This window comes from Methylophilus rhizosphaerae (assembly GCF_900100975.1).
Taxonomy (GTDB): domain Bacteria; phylum Pseudomonadota; class Gammaproteobacteria; order Burkholderiales; family Methylophilaceae; genus Methylophilus; species Methylophilus rhizosphaerae.
In genome coordinates, this window is sequence record NZ_FNFX01000001.1 from 651,813 (window position 1) to 669,715 (window position 17,903).

The following is a 17,903-nucleotide window of genomic DNA, read 5'->3' on the forward strand; positions in this document are numbered from 1 at the left end:
TTAAGATAAAGTTGGGTGAGAAAGGGTTATAAGCTGTTGATTAGAATTGCATCTGCAAGGCGACTTTGACGAAATTAGTATCAGAAGCAGCTGAATAATCTGTTTTGCCGTAGGTTGCGGTAATCATTGCGTTGTATGGTGCGATCACATAGCTGGCACCAATTTCATATTGCTTGGTATCTGCTGAAGTGCGGACGTTGGTTGCCGCGGTGGTCGTACCATCTGCATCAAACTTCTGATAGCGGATAAATGGTTTGAATTTTCCCCAACCGATTTCTTGCTGGAACAGATAACCAACCGCAGCGGAATAGGCTTTACCCTGTTCGGCCAGAATGGCATTGTCAGTGTCGTAGTCGTAGTAAGCCGCTTCAACCGAGAATGTGCCAGGGCCAACATCTTTCTTCTCCAGCAGGAAATCGACACTGTATGAGGTGTAATCACCCACCGTCCCCAGGCCACTCACCACACCGTCTTGCTTGTAGCGACCAGCAATACCAATGGCGAGAATATCCTTGGCACCGAAGTAGCTACCGGTACCGTAATAACCCGGTTCGGCATCCCAGAAGTCATACTGTACGCGACCTGCATACATCAGCTTGTCTTTGCTACCTGCCGCTTCGGATTGCGCGCCCACACCGCTAAAGCGGAAAATGTTGTCACCTTCAAAGGCACCAAATGATACGGCCAGGTGATCTTCCAGGAAGCTGGTGACCATAGCCACACCTTCGTCGCGGCCAATCACACCGCCGTTCCAGCCATAGCGTGAAGCAATCCCGTTCCAGTAACCACCACCCATGGAGTAGTAAGGGCCTGCCATGTTGGAGCGATCACTTGGAGAAAGGAAACGCCCGGCCCAGATCGCCACTTCAGGTGTCAGCTGAAACTGTACGTTGGCATCAATCACTTCAACGTTGCTGCCAACATCACTGCCGCCACCGGATTTCTCAGTATTCAGCATACCCTTGATATATTTGTTGAAAGAACCTGACAAATACAAACGGGCACTATCCAGCACAAAGTCATTGGAGCGGTCTTTACCGTTGGCGGCTGCATCTTCCACTGATGAGTAGCTGGTGATAAAACCGAAACCAGCACTGATATACTTGTCTTCACCAAAGCTGATGGTGGCACCCGCATTTGCCAATTGCGCACCCAGGCCACATGCCATGATGACCGCCGTATGCAAGGCATATCTATTCAAGTTCTTCATCAAAAACTCCCTTTCTCGTTAAATTTAAAAATCACAATCAATCAAAACTTGCAGCCAGATTACCGAGAGGGAGGGAGTGGACAAATACGTCAAATTGCGTAGTGATAGGCATCGCCAAACATCGCTAGACTGCACATAACAATTTCGGAATAGGAGCCGCAATGCGTTTTTTGACTTACTTCATTTTGATAGCTTTATTAGCGGCTTGCGGCGAGCTTTCTTACAAGCGTGGCGGTTCGCAGCAGGATATAGACAGGGCGCACCAGGCTTGCCGCGGCAGCGGTGACCAGCTCGCCGCTTGCCTGGCTGAACATGGCTGGCAAAAACCCGAAGTCGATGCAATGGACCCGCTGTTTGCGACCATTGATGTTAAGGATAATCACCAGGAAATCATCAGCAAACCCAGCCCCTTCATTGAAGTGGCGCCAGGGAAACAGGAGAAAAAAGCAGCGCCTGTTGTTGCAAAAAATACACAATCACATACAACAGCTAAAAATACAGCCCCTGTCGAGATACCAACCGCTGATACCAGAGCCAGTAAGGAAGAAAAAACGGATCCGGTCAATCGCTCTACCATTAACGATGGCCCGGATGTCGAATATGCGATTAACTCGTGGTGGAAAATGGGCGCCTTCCCGCAACAGTTAAAACAAGACCAGCTATCCTGCGAAAAGAAACTGGGCCCTGACTATTTACCGGACTATCAAACCCAAACGTTCAGGCGGGCGTTTGTCGTGTGCATGCATGATTTGGGGTGGATGGCGATCAGGAACCTGAAGTAAGTCTATGGCTAAACATGCGCAAGACACGGCTTTGACCGAGCAGTGTCTTTTCCCCTATTGAAATTCCGGACCTGGCCCTTGAGAAAGCGTGTCATACCCAGCCGTATTGTCAGCATATTCTGACATGGCTATCAGAATCATGAGGCTGGCATGTGCCTGAACATTTTTTTAGTATGCGCAAACGCGTGAAATTTCCACGTGTTTATAATAGGCACCGCATGTTCCATTTGAATGAAAGAAGGCAATAATGAAAAAATTAGCGATGGGTGTATTACTGATGGCAATGTCTGCAACCGCCATGGCAGACGGCGTTGCAGTCACCATCGGGCAACCAGGTTTTTACGGGCAGATTGTGCTTGGTAACGCCTATCCCGCACCCCAGCTTGTGTATCCCCAGCCAGTGATTATCCAGCCGCCAGCAGTTGCCGTGGTACAACCACCCTTATACCTGCGCGTACCCCCTGGCCATATGCAGGAATGGGCGCATTATTGCGGCAATTATGGCGCATGTGGTCGGCAGGTATACTTCGTACAGGATAACTGGTATCAGAACGTCTACGCACCACGCTATAACGCCCGTGCCACAAAAGGCCATCGCGGCCACCCTCATGGCAACCACGGAGATCATGGCAGGCACGAAGGTCATGGACGCGGAAACGGCCATTATTGATTCACCGGCGTAGCGCAATTCCCGGGCTACGCCAGCCTGCTGCGGCAATCGGCAAGATTGCCGCATCCTGATTGACAACAACATCCGTTATCCAGCAGTAGATATTTATATGACTAACGGTTTCTCCTGGCGATACTGCACATCCTCCAGGGTAATATCCATTCCGCCTACACGAATCCCTAATAAATTGAGTAGCGGATCCAGTAGGACCCGCCCTATTTCGGACAATAACGGACTGATAATCGTAGAGACGACATTACTGACAATCCCCAGGTCCAGAATCCCCAGCAGTGTCACGTTCAGTAAATTCGGTTGCGCCAGCGCATTGCCCAGGCTGCTACCCAGCGGACTGGCAACCGACTGGGTTTGTGGCAGGTGATTCCTCACCGGATTTTCCACTGTATATTCCAGCGTTTGGGCATTGGCCGGCTGCAATGGCAGGTTCAATCCGATGCTGGCAAGCGGAAGGCCCAGTAACGTTGAAATGCGTGCCAGCCCTGTACCGTCGTTATTGGACAATACCAGCGCAGCAATGCCAGGCTTGGCCTCTATGGTGACTTCTGACTCCCCATCATCCTGCACTATGGTGCGCAACCCGGCAGAACCTGGGGCAACTTCAGCGCCGAGCGCAAGGTCAATACTCGCCAGCAAAGGAATATTGACCAGCACGCCGACCTTCGCCCTGACCTGCGCCGTCCGGACCGTGGTACATAACGCCCCCTCGCCTGCCGCAGGGCCAATGGCAAGCTGGGGTGGTTCAACAATGGTCACTTGCGCATTGATACTGGTGATTGAAGGGATATTAATCGCCAGCGGAATAGTCAGCGCATGCTGGCCATTGGCAACCATGGCGGTTGTCGAGATCAATGACAGTGCATTCAGGCCTACCGTAGCGGCAGCGCTGGCATCCGGAGTGGTCACGGCCAGTATGTCGCCCAGCCTGACGCTTGCCTGGTTCACAGCAAGGTTCGCTATCGTTTGCATCGCAGCGACTATTTGCAAGTCCGCCACACCGCTCTGGTTTGCCGCATTCGCAAACAACGCCAACAAGTCCCCCACTTGCATATCCGTATTCAGCAAGCCTTGTAATGTACCGACCTGGCCGGATACCGCCAGGATGTCCTGCAATGTAATTCTGGTATTGGCGATGCCGCGATAGGTCAGCACATCCAGATTAAGAGGTGCCCCCAGCATGCCGCCCAAGAGTTTGTTCAGCAGTGTAGATTGTTCACTACTGAGGCTGGCAGTAAAACTGCCGGCACTGAAAGCGGCCAATAGTGGATCCGCAACCGATACAGCCTCTGCGCGCAGGATCACCGTGTGACCAAGCAACCCACCAGCCATCAGGCTCCCAGGTACTTCCCTTGTGGTCCGGACATACACTGCGTCATGGCTGCCATCGGCAGTAAACTGCCGTATTCCCTGTACGGTTTCCAGCTTTCCCAGCAATACCTGATTAGGCGCAGCAGAAAGCTGTCCGCTGAAACCGTTATTGGTCGCAGCCACTTGTGCCATTTGCATGACGTTCTGCAAAGTCGCATTGCAGCCAAGATGGCGTGCAGCACTGATAGCCGACATATCCGCGATGGATTGTAATTGCTTTTTTTGCATCCACAGACGCCCGCTATCGACCACCAGGGCAGTCAACAGCACAGCCAGCAGCAGCACAAGCACGCCAACGAGGCCGATGGCCCCGCGCTGGAATTGGCCTCTAGTGCGTGGTGGATGTCTCACGCTCGTACAACTCCGGGATGGGTTTCTCAAAGCTCTTCAGGTAGCGCTTGTGCACGCTGTCCATCACTTCGCCGGAAATCGGTTGCGGATGGGAAGAAGCAGATTTTCCCGAGCGTTGCAGCTCCAGCCATTGTTGCGTGGGCGATAGCGCTTTGCCTTCTGCCGGCGACGTAGCCGGCTGCTCATCTGCCATGGCGTTGCTCAGGCTTAAAAAGCCGCTTAGCATCAGAAGAAGAATATATTTCATGGAGCCTCCTTGCGGTATCAGGGCATTGCCCGCGGGTTGTCTTGTGCCAACTGCTGTAATTGCTGCATTTCTTCTGCCACTATCCCGAACTGTTTTGCGAATGCTTCAGCCCTGGGAATGTCTCCCTGGCGGTAAAGCAGCAGGACAAGATTATTGGCCGCCTGCCGGTAATCCGGTGCCAGTTCCAGCGCGGTCAGGAATTCATGCAGGGCAAGTTCGTAATCCCCTGCCTGCATCAATACATAACCATGATCATTGCGGATAGTATGGTCCGTTGGCAATGCACGGCTGGCTGTCTCAAGATAACGCAGGGATGCCTGCAGGTTTCCCGCATGACTGGCAATAAGCCCTAGCCCGCGGTAAGCGTGACCGGATACACAGCTGCTAGTTAACTGTTCGTAAATAGCCTGTGCCTGCCCCCCACGCCCGGTTTGGCGCAAGGCATTCGCCCGGAGCAACTCGGCCTGTTCGCTTTTGATGCGGGCGGCATCAAGGTGCGCAAGGGCCGCATGAGGTTTTCCCTCTGCCAGCATTTGCCGGATCAGGCCCAGTTTTGCCGCCTCTTCGGCAGAAACTTCCGCGCATGGTTTATCTGCCACCCGGCTTTCACGCCCGGTACTGGTGGATGTATCAGCGGCAATCGCATGTGGGATGTGATGCAGCAGCATCCATGCGAGTACCATCCCTAGTGTGATTCCTCTCATAAGCCACCCACTCCTTTCAACGCGTTGGCCAGCCCGATAAATCCCGGCCCGGCCAGGAAGGCCATCAGGGCAGGAAACAGGAACAACATCATGACAATCGACATCTTGGCGGATAATTTGCTCACATATTCGCGCAACACTGATATCTGGCGCTGTTCCACCAGTATGGTGTATTCAGCCAGGGACTCCCGGATATTGCCGCCATAGCGCGTCACCTGTTTAAGCATGGCAATCGTGTCGTTCAGTTCCGGCACTTCCAGCGGGATGGTCATTTCAACCAGGGCATCAGCACGATCCTGGCCGGTTTGTATACGCTTGGTCACCAACTGCAATTCATCAGCAAGGTTGGGAATCAGGTCCCGTCCCTGTTTTTCAATGATCAGCAGAATATGTTCCATGGACAGGCCAGCTTCAAACAGCATGCGCAGCAAATGCAAGAATGGAATGACTTCTTTACTGATAGCCTCACGCCGCTTCTGCGCTTTCCAGCGTAATAACCGGCGAATCAGCACAAATGTGGCGGCAAACACAAAGAACAGATGGAAAAATACCTGCATCCAGGCATCCTGCTGCAATAGGGCATAACATGCCGCAGCAAAACCAAGCACGACCGGCAACCCCCACGCCAGTAACAGGAAAATGAATGTTGCCCTGGCGCCAGGCCAGCCGGCCTGTATCAGCAAACGCTGTATTTCTTCCCGTTCACTGCGGGAAATCTTGTCCAGTATTTCCTGCAGGGTTTCTTCCAGATCCAGCGGCCCGAATTTGGCTGAGATATGGATACCCTCTTGTTGCAAGGCTTCACGGAAACGCCGCTGGATATGCCTGGGGTGACTATCCCGGGCGCTGTAAAAGAGAAGCGCGGCTGCCAGCAGCATGAGAAAAATAGTGACTGTCCACAGCATATTCATCGTCAGACACTCCTCAACATCCGCCAAAGTATGAGTGCTCCCACTCCTTGCAGGATCAATGCGCTCATCAACATGGTCTGCCCGGATGCATCCTGCAATAACAAGCTGAGGTAACTGGGGTTCATCACCATGATATAAGCCGCGATTACGATAGGCGTCAATCCGAGTACCCAGGCAGTCATTCTTGTTTCGCCAGTCATGGCTGCCAGTTCCCGGCGGGCCAGTTCCTGCTGGCGCACCATTTTCACGATACTATCCAGCATGTCACGCGGACTACTGCCGTAGTTATTGCTGATGCGCATGGATAACGCAATCAGGTTAAGTTCACGCAAATTGTGGAGTTTAGCCACTTCGGTCAGGCTTTCCACCATGTCCGCGCCCAGGTCTGCTGCACGGATCACCCGTCCCAGGATATACCGTAACGGGGGCAATGCCTCATTTGATGCAAACCGGATGGCGCTTTCCAGGCTACGCCCGGTACTCAGGCTACGTAATACCTGATCAATAAAAAGCGGGATCTGGGCAACGATTTGTGCACGGCGCCGGCGTAAACGGCTGTATGGTAGCAAAAAACCGAAAACAAACAGGGTAGTACCACAAATCAGGAAGGCGCCTATTGCGCCATAGAGTAACCAGCCGGCAAGGCCAATGATGATCAATACCGCCGGGAGGATAATGGCATGTTTTTTCCGCAACTCAAATCCGGCATAAATGGAAGCGCGCACCTTAAGTAAACGCCAGAAAGAGGTAGGGGTGTCAGAGGCATTTCCAGGTACAGCCATGCCACAAGGCAGCACGGTTCTGAAATTATGCAGCATGCGCTCCCTGAATCTCGCTTTCTTGCTCTGCCTGAACATCCAGGTGGCTAACAGCAGCATCCCTATTCCGCCCACAATGAATGATACCGTCAGCATCCTCATCAGAGTCTCCTGAATAATAGATCCTGCAATTTCTTGTTACAGGGTCTCACACCGGAATGGGAAAAATGCCCGCCAGCCGCATCATAAGCATAGAGTTCATTCAGGACAAATTGACCATCCCGTACACCGGCCACCTCGGTAATCGACACGACTTTGCGCTGCCCGTTGGGCATGCGGGCGATTTGCACCACCAACTCAATGGCGGCCGCAATCATTTTACGCAATGTGCTTTCCGTGCCCTGGAACCTGGCCAACCCTGCCAGCATTTCGAAGCGCAACATGGCATCCTCAGGGCTGTTTGCATGCACCGTACTCATACAGCCATCATGTCCGGTATTCATGGCCTGAAGCACATCCATCACCTCTTCGCCACGGACTTCACCCAGCACGATGCGGTCAGGTCGCATGCGCAATGAGTTTTTCACCAGCTCGCGGGCGGTAATTTCGCCGCTGCCATCAATATTGGATGGCCGGGTTTCAAGCCGGACAACGTGGTCGTGTTCCAGTTGCAACTCGGCCGCATCCTCAATGGTGACAATGCGCTCACCATGGGGAATGAACCGGCTCAGGACATTCAATAGCGTGGTCTTGCCGGCGCCGGTACCGCCACTCACAATGAGGTTGCAACGCCGTTCAACGGCAGCAGTCAGGAACTGTAGCATCTCATTGTCCAACGTGCCATATTGCAGCAAGTCCCCCGAAAGCAAAGGTTGCTTACGGAACTTGCGAATCGACAGGCAGGGACCATCCAGCGCCAGTGGCGGGATAATAGCGTTCACCCGGCTACCATCCGGCAGGCGCGCATCCACCATGGGACTGGCTTCATCAATCCGGCGCCCCAGGTGCGCAAGGATACGGCGAATCACACGCAAGACATGTTCATCATCAATGAACCGCAAGGTGGTCATTTCCAGCCGTCCGTCCCGCTCTATAAATACTCTTTTCGGGCCATTGACCAGAATGTCATTAATCCGGTCATCCTTGATCAGGCTTTCCAGCGGGCCATATCCCGCCAGTTCATCCACCACCTCTTCCACCAGGTTTTCCAGGTCATAGCCACTGATGGGCAGGTGGCGGTCTGCGACATAAGCAATGACTTTTTCCCGCACATAGGCCGCTATTTCAGCACGAGCAAGATCCGGCAGGCCGAGATGGTCACGCTCAATTTCGCCAATCAGGTGCTGGTGTAGCTGGAACTTGAGTTCCTGGTAGTCCTGCGCTTGCTGCAGCCCATCATCTATTTGCTGCAGTCCATCATCCAATGTATTTAGCCGGAAAGTCATCATCATCTTTTAGGCTTTCCCTCTGTTTGCCGTCATTAGCGTCGTCAGCCAGTACAACAGGCCAGACTTCTTGCTGGTATAAGAAGGGGAAGTGTCCAATAATTTTTCAGCCAGCTTGCGTACACTTAAGCTGTATGGATCATGGGGAGATAGCTCAAACATGCTTTCACCCGAATTCATGGTGGCCAGGCGTGCCATGCCGGAAGGAGGCAAAGTAGCCAGCAATGCCAAACCAAAAGACTGGGCAATGCTCTCGGCATCAGGTGGCATTTTTGACAGGTAGCGATCCACGACCACCCCGGCGCTACTCAACAGCACTTTCTCTTCCCTCAGATGCTTGATGAGCTGCATATTCTGCCGGCAGCTAGGGACACTCTGCTCAACCAATAGCACCATCTGGTCGACATTACCTAATAACAGCAGCAGGAAATCCGAGCCAACCATCCCCCCCAGATTCACGACAATCCTGGGGAAGTGACGACGCAAGCTGCGTAAAAGCACACTGATATCCGCAGCAGTGAATTGAGCACCAACCCAGGGATCTTCCGGCATGGAAAGCACGGTGAGACCACTTTTATGTTTGCCAAATCCGGTCTGGATCAACGTGGAGTCTATCCTCCGCAGGCTGCGGATAGCATCAATAAAACTATAAGAAGAGGTCAGGCCAAGGTAGCTCATGGCATCCCCATGTGGTACACCCAGGTCGAGCAATAGGGTGGGCTCCTGCTCCTGGAATGCCAGGGCAAGATGTAACGCTAACATGGGTGAATCACTCCCTGGCCGCGCACTGATCACTGCAGTAATCTTGCCCCGGCGGTCCGGCTGTGCGGCCTGGTGCGCCGCATCGCGTGGAATCAGGCGCCTGACTTCGGCCACCACTTCGCTTGACCGTGTGCCGATTTTGATAAAGTCACGAACTCCCAGCCGGATCACGGTCAGCAGCAGATTCTGGTCAAAAGCATCGGCGACCACGATGACCGGTAAAAAAGGCTTGGCCGCAATCACGCCTTCTATCAGTAAAGCCTCTTGCCGATAATCGGACGGATTCAACTGTATAAAAATGGCAGACGTCCCAATGGCATCCGAAAGTTGCACCACGTGATCTACCGTGGGCGCATCGGCTGGAATCACCTCCCCCTCATCCTTAAGCGACTGGGTGAGCCATTGCTGGCATTCCAGACTCTGCGTGATGGCAATAAAGCAGTTACGTTCACTCATTTCTTCATCACCTCGAAAAACCGGTTACCGGGATGCCGGTATCCGGCTTGGTCCCTGTCTGGAAAAACAAATCACTAAAACTGGGGCTGTATTCGTGCAGGTTCCCACCGGGTAATGCAGGCATCTCTGCATTCCTGGCGATCGGCCGTATCAGATGCGGTGTCACTATCATCAGCAACTCCTTATCTTCAAGGTCAAACCGGGTGGAGCGGAAAAAGGCACCAATCACCGGCAAATTCCCCAGGCCGGGAAACTTGTCCACGTTTTGCAGGGTATTACGGCTGACCAGCCCGCTGATCACAAAGCTTTCGCCATCGCCAAGTGACACACTGGTATCGGTTCTTCGCACCCGGAGGCCAGGCACCGCCACTCCTCCACTTTGTACCGCATTGGAGAAATCTATCTCGCTGACCTCAGGCGAAACCTTGAGGAAAATCCTGTTGGTATCCAGTACTGTGGGCGTCAACATCAGGCGCACGCCATATTCCTTATAGCGAATGGTCACGGCCCCTAATCCGCCAGCACCCGATTGAATCGGGATGGGAAACTCGCCCCCGGCGAGAAAACTGGCACTCTGCCCGGAAATAGCCGTCAGGCTTGGCTCTGCCAGCGTATAGGCAAAACCGTTGTTTTCAAGGATACTCAATGCACCGAGCAAACCGCGGCTTGCATTACCTGCCAGAAAGTTGAATGCACTGGCGTTAGGTAAAAATCCCGATGAGCTATTAAGGGAAAAACCACCATTTAAGCCCCCATCGTCAAAAGTAGCGCCACCCAGGCTGCCGGGAGAGCCCAGGGCAAAAGTAGCATTCCCTCTGTTTTTACCCAGGAAGAAACCGGCACGCATCATGTTTTTCCGGCTGACTTCCACCACCTTGATATCAATCTGTACCTGGTTATCAAAACTGCTCACGGTAGCATCCATGGGTACTGTCGCGCTTTTATCAATCGCCTGGCGGGCTAACGCATGCTCTTCCAGAGACTCGACCTCGCCGGCAATGGCCACCTGGTTACCGGCCGGTAGCAATTTGATCGTTTTTGAAAATTGCAGGCGTTGCTTTTCCAGTGCAGTACTCACACTCACGGCCACTTTGATGCGCTTTGCGGGCAGCGCTGCTTTTTCACTCTCCCAGATGGCAATCTCAGTCGTGCCTGCCTGCTTGCCGGTCAGCAGGATATTGTGGGAAGTCAGCATGGTCATACCCACAATATCCGGGCTCCCGATCGCAACACGCTTGACCGGTGCGGCATGCACATACACCTGTTGCGCACCAACCACCAGATTCAAGGTATCCGTACTTTCAGCCTGTGCAAACAGAAAAAAACTACTGCTACAGGCGAAGAGCATTAACCGGAGATATTTTAAATTCCACATGCGTCACTCTGGCTTTCTGATGATTATTTTGAGACGTTGACGACTTCTGTCTTTTCGCCGTGATGAATAATGACACGCTCACGTTTCGCCGCAGAAGTACCCGGGCGCTTCTTCGCGACAACCTTGGCCGGCGCTGGCGTGCTGGTGCTGGCACCCGCGCTGGAAAGAGATTGGGCTGATGACCGGGAAATATCCCCAAGGCGGATAAAATGATTGTCTGCCACTACAGATGCACTTGCCTCTGATGTAGCCTCTGGTACGCCATCCCGCAAAGCCAGGCGTAATATCCCGGTGCTATCGGCCAGCATCAGTTTTGCAACATCCTGCTCAGCAACAGCCAGGATAGCGGAGCGACTGTCCCTGGCATTTTTAGACCCTGACTGACTATTGTCGCTCCCGAGCTTGGCCGGGACGGAAGAGGCTGATTCATCACGCTTTCCGGAATCTGTTTCACCGATAAGTGCTCCGTAAGCAAGCACCTTCACATTGGCGAGTACCACCTGGGCAGAGCTCACATCGCCAGTTTCGCGATCAGTGCGCAGATACAGCAGCACATCGACATGGTCGCCGGGCTGGATAAATCCGCCAACCCCGATGACTTCATTTACCTTAATCGCAACCGCGCGCTCATGGGGAGCAAGCGCCTGCCCCAGTAAACTATTCACAGGAAAATGTGCAACCTTGAGCGGCTCCCCTTTCCCTATCGCCATGACAGGCGCCTTACCTAACAGGTTCTGCAGGTCACTAAAGGCCTGCGGGTCCAGTTGCTGTGTGGTTGTGAGTTCCAGATCTTCTGCCGTTAGCACATGAGCTACGGCAATATCGTTGCGCGCAACCACTTGTGGATAGGATGGCATGACCACCTCTACCTTTTCCTCAGGCTTCTGGCTGATGCGGTACCCCAGATAGCCTGTCACCAGCGCAGCAGCCACCATCAATACCGCCAATACACGCAGGAACGTACTGTTCATGATGCCATCATCCGTTCTTTAAAACGCTTCAAAGCTCCACCACCGCCACGCCTGCCAAATCAGCAGGCACCTTAGGAATCTGTCCAATCACAGGAAGAATCAGCATTGGTAACACAGGGTCGCTGGCATAATTGCTATACACGACCCGTACAGTGAGCTGATTGCCATTCATGCTCAATTGCACGCCATTGCCGCCAGTACCCAACACTTTTCCCCGGGGTTTGGCAGGCAACCAACCCAGCGCATTACCCACCACGCGCCGCACTTGAGGGTCCACACCATTACCCAGGTATGCTGCATTATTGGCATAAGCCAGCCGGTCGACGGCAATGGCTGCCCGCGCCCCTTCTTCAGCCGCATGCACAAAGGCAGACTGCATCAACATCACAACCGCATAACTCACCATGGCGTAAAACAAGCCGAAAAAAAGCAGAAACAGCATGGCAAATTCAATCGCTACCGCTCCTTTTTGAGGTTTTGACCGCAACAGGTCACTCATGCGCTTGCTTGTCATGTGCCGCTCCCGGTGCTGATGACACATAGCAATCCAACACCTAAAGCTGCACCAAATGGAATCCATCTTTTGGACCTCGGGGAAGGCATGCTTGATTGAGTAAAACAGAAGGTGGCCATACAGAATAACGCTGCCAGGATAGCGGCAATCACAAATGTAATCAGCATGATCTCATTGCCACCAAGTAAAGCAATTGCCAGTAACAGCTTGACGTCCCCGGCTCCCAGCCATCGACCCACATAAGCGGGCAAAGTCAATAACAGGCTGACCAGTGCGCTCAGCATGACCGATTGCCAGGACGCTCCCAGCATGGCATGTCCGGTCACCAGCAACCAGCCTATTGCCAGCAGACACATGCCCAATGTCAGCAGGTTCGGAAGACGTCTGGCATATAGATCAGCCAGGCTGACACTCAAGCACCAAGCTGCCACAATCATTTTTGCGATGGTCATGCGCTACATCCAATGATGTCATCCGATCAATAATCCACGGCAGCTACCTAATTAGCAGTATTAGCAGTGGTTAATGCGGTTTCAATTTTGCCAAAGATACCTTTAACAGCACCACTGATATCAGGAATGAGCGCTACCAATACAAGTGCCACCATGGCAGCAACCAGCGCATACTCAATGCCGCTGGCACCCTCCTCATTGCGCACGAATTTTTTAATCGCTGCTTTAATTATATTGCTCATGTGAATCCCCTTTTTATTAAAAACACTTACAGCCAGTTCACTTGCGATTCTGATTAAAAATCAGAGCCTTACCGCTAAATCTAGCAACTAACGTACCAATCTACCGCTCACTGGAAATAACTAGCTATAAAAAACTAAGCAATTGATTTTTCTTCACTTTTAATCGTTTCCCTTGTGCCATGTTTGCTCAAGACAGAGCAACCCAATCGCAATGGTTGGTTAATCTGTGACAATTTTCGGCAGCATTGTATAAATTTCCTCAAGCGTCAGCGACACTTTTATCCGACCGCTGACGCGTGGCTCAACATTTGCCACTCAGCGCGATTACGCCCACGTTCTTTGGCACAGTAAAGAGATTTATCCGCCGCCTCTATCAACTGGTGCATATCACGTTCAACCGTGGGGACGACCGTGGCGATACCGATAGAGATAGTAACGATTTCGTGTGAGGATTGCTCATGCCTGATGCCGAGTTTACGCACGGCCGCCAGCATGTTTTCACCAATATTCTGTGCTTCGTTCAACGATGTGTGAAACAGCACGACAGCGAACTCCTCACCTCCGTAACGGGTGACAACGTCGCCCGCCCGGCGCGCGCAACCATCCAGGGCTGCAGCAACCTGCCGCAGGCAATCATCGCCTGCCTGATGGCCATAGGCATCATTGAATTTTTTGAAGAAATCCACATCCACCATTATTAATGAAAGCGGCACCTTGGCACGGGATGCCTGCGCCCAGGTCGTTGCCAGGCTGACATCAAAACTGCGCCGGTTTCCGATCCCGGTCAGTTTATCCTCCCAGGAGGCCTGTTCTGACGACACCTGCTTCAGCAGCACATCAATCAGGATCTTGCGGACCTCCCGCGCCGATGCCCACAATGTTGCCCCGACTACCAGCAGCATCACCAGCACCATGTGCTGGGTTTCAAAATCCAGGAATGGTGTCATGAGCAAAAGAGGGGCGAACACCCCCGTGGCAAAGGCAAAGAAAACAGGTAAAAACACCACCAGGCGCGGCATTGCCATGATAACGGCGATCAGCATGATAATCAGGATGGCAGCTTTGCCCGGGCGGCTCAGCAATGGCAGGGCAATTGAGAGCGCCCCCCAACCCAGCCCGGCAATGGCAGCCGCCATGACATGGCGATTGATGCGCACCAGCTCGATACTGGCATTAGCAGAAAGGAAATCCGGACGGCCCAGCCTCCAGTGCCACCCATGTGCGAGCAGTAACCATATATACCAGGCACCGGCATATAGTTCTCCCATATCCCAGGCCAACATGGCAGCGGCTACAAAGCCACTAAACAACACAATCAGCTTGCCGCTGCTTTTGCCCCGGTAAACGTGGCGTAACTCTTCACATGCAAGATCATGCGGATTAAATTCCAGAGTCTTGATGGCACTTTCTCTTATTTTATTAACCAATTTAGATCCTGTTCCTGTACGGAATTGCAGTCGCTGGCGACTCAACCATCTTCAATTAATGATGGCTTTTATAAGTACGAAGATAGCGTACACCTTGCCCCGAACCGTGTACAGTTCTTTGTGAAGATTAAGAGCAAATCATAAGATTTAACGATATTTAAAACTATCAAAAACCGGCAATAGCTGCATTCAATATGCATATTCAGCTATTCGATTGACTGTACTCCCGGTATGCTTATGCAGGAATTATTTTCCTATCCCGGAACTTTCATTCAGGCTGGCACTCTCACCCATTGAGTGCTAAAATCAGATTGAAATCTTCTTAATATAAGGAGCTTTACCATTAACGCTTTCAATTTACCTGTCATTTCATCGGCTGATAGCCTGGACAAATACCTGCGAACGATCAAGCAGTTCCCAGTCCTGACCGCTGAAGAAGAGTATGACCATGCCACGCGCCTGAAACAAAGCGGTGACCTTGAATCTGCACGTGCGCTGATTGTGTCGCATTTGCGCCTAGTCGCCAGCATCGCGCGTGGCTATAGCGGCTATGGCTTGCCACAAGCTGACCTGATCCAGGAAGGTAACATCGGCCTGATGAAAGCGGTCAAACGCTTTGACCCTGAACGCGGCGTGCGCCTGGTGTCCTTTGCCATGCACTGGATTAAAGCCGAAATCCATGAATATATTGTGCGTAACTGGCGCCTGGTGAAAACGGCGACCACCAAGGCGCAGCGCAAATTGTTCTTCAATTTGCGCAGCATGAAACAGGGTTTTGAGACATTAAGCCCGGATGATGTACATCGCATCGCTACCGAGTTGAACGTAAAACCGGAAGAAGTGATCGAAATGGAATACCGTTTAAACGGTCAGGAAATTTCCCTGGATGCGCACGTGGATGAGGATGGCGAAGAGGTGTACAGCCCGATCGCTTACCTGGAGGATGAAGGTCCGGAACCCTCCACCTTACTGGAAAACCTGCAGACAGAGCATAGGCAGACCGAAGGCCTGAACATGGCGCTGCAACAGCTGGATGACCGTAGTCGCCGCGTATTACAGGCACGCTGGTTGACCGAAGGTAACGTCGCAACACTGCACGAACTGGCAGCGGAGTTCAGTGTTTCTGCCGAGCGTATCCGGCAGATTGAGCAGAAAGCAATGCAGAAAATCAAGACTTACATGCTGGAAAGAAAATCATAAAAAACGGGAGCCTGGGCTCCCGTTTCTGTTTCTAGTTCACTGCCTCAGTATTCCGGGCGGGTCAAGCCGCCTGTACAATCACTTCCTCATGCAGCAATGCCTGTAATGTCTTACCTTTCAGCTGCTCCAGTTCCGCCAGTTGCTGACGGATCGCAAACTCCACGCGCTCCAGGTCTGCAATACGCTCTTCCAGCGTATCGGTCGCCTGGTAAATACGCTTGATACTTTCCACACGACGCTTGAGTTGCATATGGTGCTCGCGCATCTGGCTTTCCATAGGGGCAATCACGGCTTTCAGCCAGCTCTCTGCATCGCGGTTCGCCGCCTCATATTCCAGCACCACATGACTGGCCAGCGTCTCAAAGAACTTGCTGGTCAGGGTGAGTTTTTCATGCGCAATCATGTTAAATGTGGTGTTGAACTGATCGCGGTAAATCCCTTCCAGTTTATTCAATGCCTTGAGATAGCGTGACGTCGAAAATGGTGGTGGCGTTTTTTGCAGCAGGCCATGCTCTTTGGAGAACTTCTCATACATGGCTTCCATCATTTTCTTGATTTCAAGTACGTGCACGTCAGCATCCATCATGCGACGCTTCAGGTCACTGAAAAAATCATCCATGGCTTGGCGCATGGTTTTGGTAAATGCCGCCTTCATCATGTTATCGCGTGTTTCCCGCACTTTGTTTTTGAGTGCGGGCATCCCCAGATGATGGAACAACTGGTGGGATTGCACCGAAAATACGCTACGCAAGGCCTGGTACCGCTGCAAGCCCACTTCGAAGTTGACTTTGTCCTGTTTGACCTTGCGCATCATTTGCGCAATCACATCCTCGTTTTTACCTTGCAAACAGCGCAATTCATCGGCCTGCTCCAGTACACCCTGCAACCGTGCCTCCAGGGTATTGCGTGTCTGGTGCATCATGTCGTCGACTTCACTGTGTATACTTTCGCGCACAATTTCCTGCTTGGCAGGGATCAATTCGTCAGAAAGATTTTTTTCCAGTTGCAGCAAGCGGCTTTTCTGCAATAACTGGTGATCGCCTGTGACTTTGGCCAGCAAGCCCTTTTGTGCTGATGTCGGCAAAATCTGGTCACGCGAAAGCCCCAGTAACTCGGCAGTGTTCTGCAACTGATGATAAAGTTCGACCTGGATTTCATCGTCGGTTTTCAATGGATCCCACAAGCCATCAATTTTGTTGAGCACAGCCATGCGCCCTTTTTGTTTCCAGCGTGCACCGCTGATATAACGGCGCCAGACTTCCATTTCCGACTTGGTCACACCGGTATCGGCGCCGAGGATAAATAGCACTACATGTGCATTAGGCAACATGCTCATGGTCAACTCGGGCTCAGCACCAATCGCGTTCAGTCCCGGGGTATCCAGAATCACCAGACCCTGCTTGAGCAGAGCATGCGGGAAATTAATCACGGCATAGCGCCAGCATGGGATTTCCATCAGGCCATCCTGGCCGATCAGCATGTCATCATCAGCATGGTCCGGATGATACAAGCCCAGCGTTTGCGCCTCTTCACGCGTGACACGGCGGGTGCGGCTGACTTCCTTGAATGCTTCCACCATGCTTTCCCGCGAATGCGCATCAAATTCGACCACAGACCAGGCCTGCGGCATGCGGCGATATTCACTGATGGACATCTGGCTGGCACTGCTTTCTATCGGCAACAGTGACAAACTGACCGGTTTGCCTGTGTCATACCGTAACTCGGTAGGACACATGGTCGTCCGGCCGGCACCGGAAGGCAGTAAACGATGGCCATAATCAGAGAAGAAGATGGCGTTAATGAGCTCGGACTTCCCACGGGAGAACTCCGCGACAAATGCGACGTTCAGCTTATCCTCACGCAAACGGTTGAGTTGTTGCTGGATACGCTCTTCAAGTTGCACATCGCTGAGTTGCTTATCGCCTAACCATCGTTGATATTCCCCCAGAACATCAGCGATTGTCTCCCGCCAGCGCGTATACAAATCAAATTGTTGTGCCAGTCTGTTATTTTCCATAAGGCCTGCTTATATAATTATCCGGT

Annotated in this window: 18 protein-coding genes; 3 read left to right on the forward strand and 15 right to left on the reverse strand. The window is 52.3% G+C overall.

Annotation, left to right across the window (positions count from 1 at the left end; all coding sequences use genetic code 11):
- Positions 1 to 40: 40 nt before the first annotated feature.
- Complete coding sequence (locus BLP53_RS03235) at positions 41 to 1,210, reverse strand: porin family protein (RefSeq protein ID WP_091469816.1); 1,170 nt, start codon at positions 1,208 to 1,210, stop codon at positions 41 to 43.
- A 161-nt stretch (positions 1,211 to 1,371) separates the two neighbouring features.
- Between BLP53_RS03235 and BLP53_RS03240 the strand changes: the two genes are divergently transcribed.
- Positions 1,372 to 1,992: a hypothetical protein gene (locus tag BLP53_RS03240; RefSeq protein ID WP_091469820.1), complete on the forward strand. Its 621-nt coding sequence runs from the start codon at positions 1,372 to 1,374 to the stop codon at positions 1,990 to 1,992.
- Between the two features lie 247 nt (positions 1,993 to 2,239).
- A complete protein-coding gene (locus tag BLP53_RS03245; RefSeq protein WP_091469825.1) occupies positions 2,240 to 2,662 on the forward strand; it encodes a hypothetical protein in 423 nt (140 codons plus the stop codon).
- Positions 2,663 to 2,767: 105 nt separating this feature from the next.
- On the opposite strand, the gene BLP53_RS03250 is transcribed toward BLP53_RS03245, so the two are convergent.
- From BLP53_RS03250 to BLP53_RS03310, 13 genes are all read right to left on the reverse strand, one after another.
- The gene (locus BLP53_RS03250) at positions 2,768 to 4,396 is read right to left on the reverse strand and encodes a pilus assembly protein TadG-related protein (protein ID WP_091469829.1); all 1,629 of its coding nucleotides are present in this window, start codon (positions 4,394 to 4,396) and stop codon (positions 2,768 to 2,770) included.
- On the reverse strand, positions 4,374 to 4,643 hold the full coding sequence (locus BLP53_RS03255) for a DUF3613 domain-containing protein (protein ID WP_091469833.1): 270 nt from the start codon (positions 4,641 to 4,643) through the stop codon (positions 4,374 to 4,376). Before BLP53_RS03255 ends, BLP53_RS03250 begins: the two co-directional genes overlap by 23 nt.
- A 17-nt stretch (positions 4,644 to 4,660) precedes the next feature.
- Positions 4,661 to 5,347, reverse strand: coding sequence for a tetratricopeptide repeat protein (locus BLP53_RS03260; RefSeq protein WP_091469836.1), 687 nt, complete (start codon positions 5,345 to 5,347; stop codon positions 4,661 to 4,663).
- Complete coding sequence (locus BLP53_RS03265) at positions 5,344 to 6,258, reverse strand: type II secretion system F family protein (protein WP_091469840.1); 915 nt, start codon at positions 6,256 to 6,258, stop codon at positions 5,344 to 5,346. The genes BLP53_RS03260 and BLP53_RS03265 overlap by 4 nt, the downstream gene beginning before the upstream one ends.
- Positions 6,259 to 6,260: 2 nt before the next feature.
- Positions 6,261 to 7,178: a type II secretion system F family protein gene (locus BLP53_RS03270; RefSeq protein WP_091469843.1), complete on the reverse strand. Its 918-nt coding sequence runs from the start codon at positions 7,176 to 7,178 to the stop codon at positions 6,261 to 6,263.
- The gene (locus tag BLP53_RS03275; protein ID WP_281202856.1) at positions 7,178 to 8,467 is read right to left on the reverse strand and encodes a TadA family conjugal transfer-associated ATPase; all 1,290 of its coding nucleotides are present in this window, start codon (positions 8,465 to 8,467) and stop codon (positions 7,178 to 7,180) included. The genes BLP53_RS03270 and BLP53_RS03275 overlap by 1 nt, the downstream gene beginning before the upstream one ends.
- A 3-nt stretch (positions 8,468 to 8,470) precedes the next feature.
- On the reverse strand, positions 8,471 to 9,679 hold the full coding sequence (locus tag BLP53_RS03280; protein ID WP_091469847.1) for a CpaE/TadZ family protein: 1,209 nt from the start codon (positions 9,677 to 9,679) through the stop codon (positions 8,471 to 8,473).
- A gap of 7 nt (positions 9,680 to 9,686) precedes the next feature.
- Positions 9,687 to 11,054 (reverse strand): type II and III secretion system protein family protein, encoded by a 1,368-nt coding sequence (locus BLP53_RS03285; RefSeq protein ID WP_091469851.1) that lies wholly within the window; start codon positions 11,052 to 11,054, stop codon positions 9,687 to 9,689.
- Between the two features lie 23 nt (positions 11,055 to 11,077).
- Complete coding sequence (cpaB, locus tag BLP53_RS03290) at positions 11,078 to 12,025, reverse strand: Flp pilus assembly protein CpaB (protein WP_091469854.1); 948 nt, start codon at positions 12,023 to 12,025, stop codon at positions 11,078 to 11,080.
- Positions 12,026 to 12,053: 28 nt separating this feature from the next.
- Positions 12,054 to 12,539: a TadE/TadG family type IV pilus assembly protein gene (locus BLP53_RS03295; protein WP_091469856.1), complete on the reverse strand. Its 486-nt coding sequence runs from the start codon at positions 12,537 to 12,539 to the stop codon at positions 12,054 to 12,056.
- Positions 12,536 to 12,991: a prepilin peptidase gene (locus tag BLP53_RS03300; RefSeq protein WP_091469859.1), complete on the reverse strand. Its 456-nt coding sequence runs from the start codon at positions 12,989 to 12,991 to the stop codon at positions 12,536 to 12,538. Before BLP53_RS03300 ends, BLP53_RS03295 begins: the two co-directional genes overlap by 4 nt.
- A gap of 47 nt (positions 12,992 to 13,038) precedes the next feature.
- Positions 13,039 to 13,233 (reverse strand): Flp family type IVb pilin, encoded by a 195-nt coding sequence (locus BLP53_RS03305; protein ID WP_091469862.1) that lies wholly within the window; start codon positions 13,231 to 13,233, stop codon positions 13,039 to 13,041.
- A gap of 278 nt (positions 13,234 to 13,511) precedes the next feature.
- A complete protein-coding gene (locus tag BLP53_RS03310) occupies positions 13,512 to 14,660 on the reverse strand; it encodes a GGDEF domain-containing protein (RefSeq protein ID WP_091469866.1) in 1,149 nt (382 codons plus the stop codon).
- Between the two features lie 342 nt (positions 14,661 to 15,002).
- Here BLP53_RS03310 and rpoH point away from each other — a divergent pair, with 342 nt between their 5' ends.
- Positions 15,003 to 15,860, forward strand: coding sequence for an RNA polymerase sigma factor RpoH (gene rpoH, locus BLP53_RS03315; protein ID WP_176755207.1), 858 nt, complete (start codon positions 15,003 to 15,005; stop codon positions 15,858 to 15,860).
- A gap of 61 nt (positions 15,861 to 15,921) precedes the next feature.
- Here rpoH and BLP53_RS03320 read toward each other — a convergent pair whose 3' ends face one another.
- Positions 15,922 to 17,877, reverse strand: coding sequence for a dynamin family protein (locus BLP53_RS03320; RefSeq protein ID WP_091469872.1), 1,956 nt, complete (start codon positions 17,875 to 17,877; stop codon positions 15,922 to 15,924).
- Between the last annotated feature and the right edge of the window lie 26 nt (positions 17,878 to 17,903).

What these genes read in the sequence shown, in the direction of transcription:
- BLP53_RS03235 (WP_091469816.1), bottom strand. Translation starts at nt 1,210, where the DNA reads ATGAAGAACTTGAATAGATATGCCTTGCATACGGCGGTCATCATGGCA.
- BLP53_RS03240 (WP_091469820.1), top strand. Translation starts at nt 1,372, where the DNA reads ATGCGTTTTTTGACTTACTTCATTTTGATAGCTTTATTAGCGGCTTGC.
- BLP53_RS03245 (WP_091469825.1), top strand. Translation starts at nt 2,240, where the DNA reads ATGAAAAAATTAGCGATGGGTGTATTACTGATGGCAATGTCTGCAACC.
- BLP53_RS03255 (WP_091469833.1), bottom strand. Translation starts at nt 4,643, where the DNA reads ATGAAATATATTCTTCTTCTGATGCTAAGCGGCTTTTTAAGCCTGAGC.
- BLP53_RS03260 (WP_091469836.1), bottom strand. Translation starts at nt 5,347, where the DNA reads ATGAGAGGAATCACACTAGGGATGGTACTCGCATGGATGCTGCTGCAT.
- BLP53_RS03265 (WP_091469840.1), bottom strand. Translation starts at nt 6,258, where the DNA reads ATGAATATGCTGTGGACAGTCACTATTTTTCTCATGCTGCTGGCAGCC.
- BLP53_RS03270 (WP_091469843.1), bottom strand. Translation starts at nt 7,178, where the DNA reads ATGAGGATGCTGACGGTATCATTCATTGTGGGCGGAATAGGGATGCTG.
- BLP53_RS03275 (WP_281202856.1), bottom strand. Translation starts at nt 8,467, where the DNA reads ATGATGATGACTTTCCGGCTAAATACATTGGATGATGGACTGCAGCAA.
- BLP53_RS03280 (WP_091469847.1), bottom strand. Translation starts at nt 9,679, where the DNA reads ATGAGTGAACGTAACTGCTTTATTGCCATCACGCAGAGTCTGGAATGC.
- BLP53_RS03285 (WP_091469851.1), bottom strand. Translation starts at nt 11,054, where the DNA reads ATGTGGAATTTAAAATATCTCCGGTTAATGCTCTTCGCCTGTAGCAGT.
- cpaB (WP_091469854.1), bottom strand. Translation starts at nt 12,025, where the DNA reads ATGAACAGTACGTTCCTGCGTGTATTGGCGGTATTGATGGTGGCTGCT.
- BLP53_RS03295 (WP_091469856.1), bottom strand. Translation starts at nt 12,539, where the DNA reads ATGACAAGCAAGCGCATGAGTGACCTGTTGCGGTCAAAACCTCAAAAA.
- BLP53_RS03300 (WP_091469859.1), bottom strand. Translation starts at nt 12,991, where the DNA reads ATGACCATCGCAAAAATGATTGTGGCAGCTTGGTGCTTGAGTGTCAGC.
- BLP53_RS03305 (WP_091469862.1), bottom strand. Translation starts at nt 13,233, where the DNA reads ATGAGCAATATAATTAAAGCAGCGATTAAAAAATTCGTGCGCAATGAG.
- BLP53_RS03320 (WP_091469872.1), bottom strand. Translation starts at nt 17,877, where the DNA reads ATGGAAAATAACAGACTGGCACAACAATTTGATTTGTATACGCGCTGG.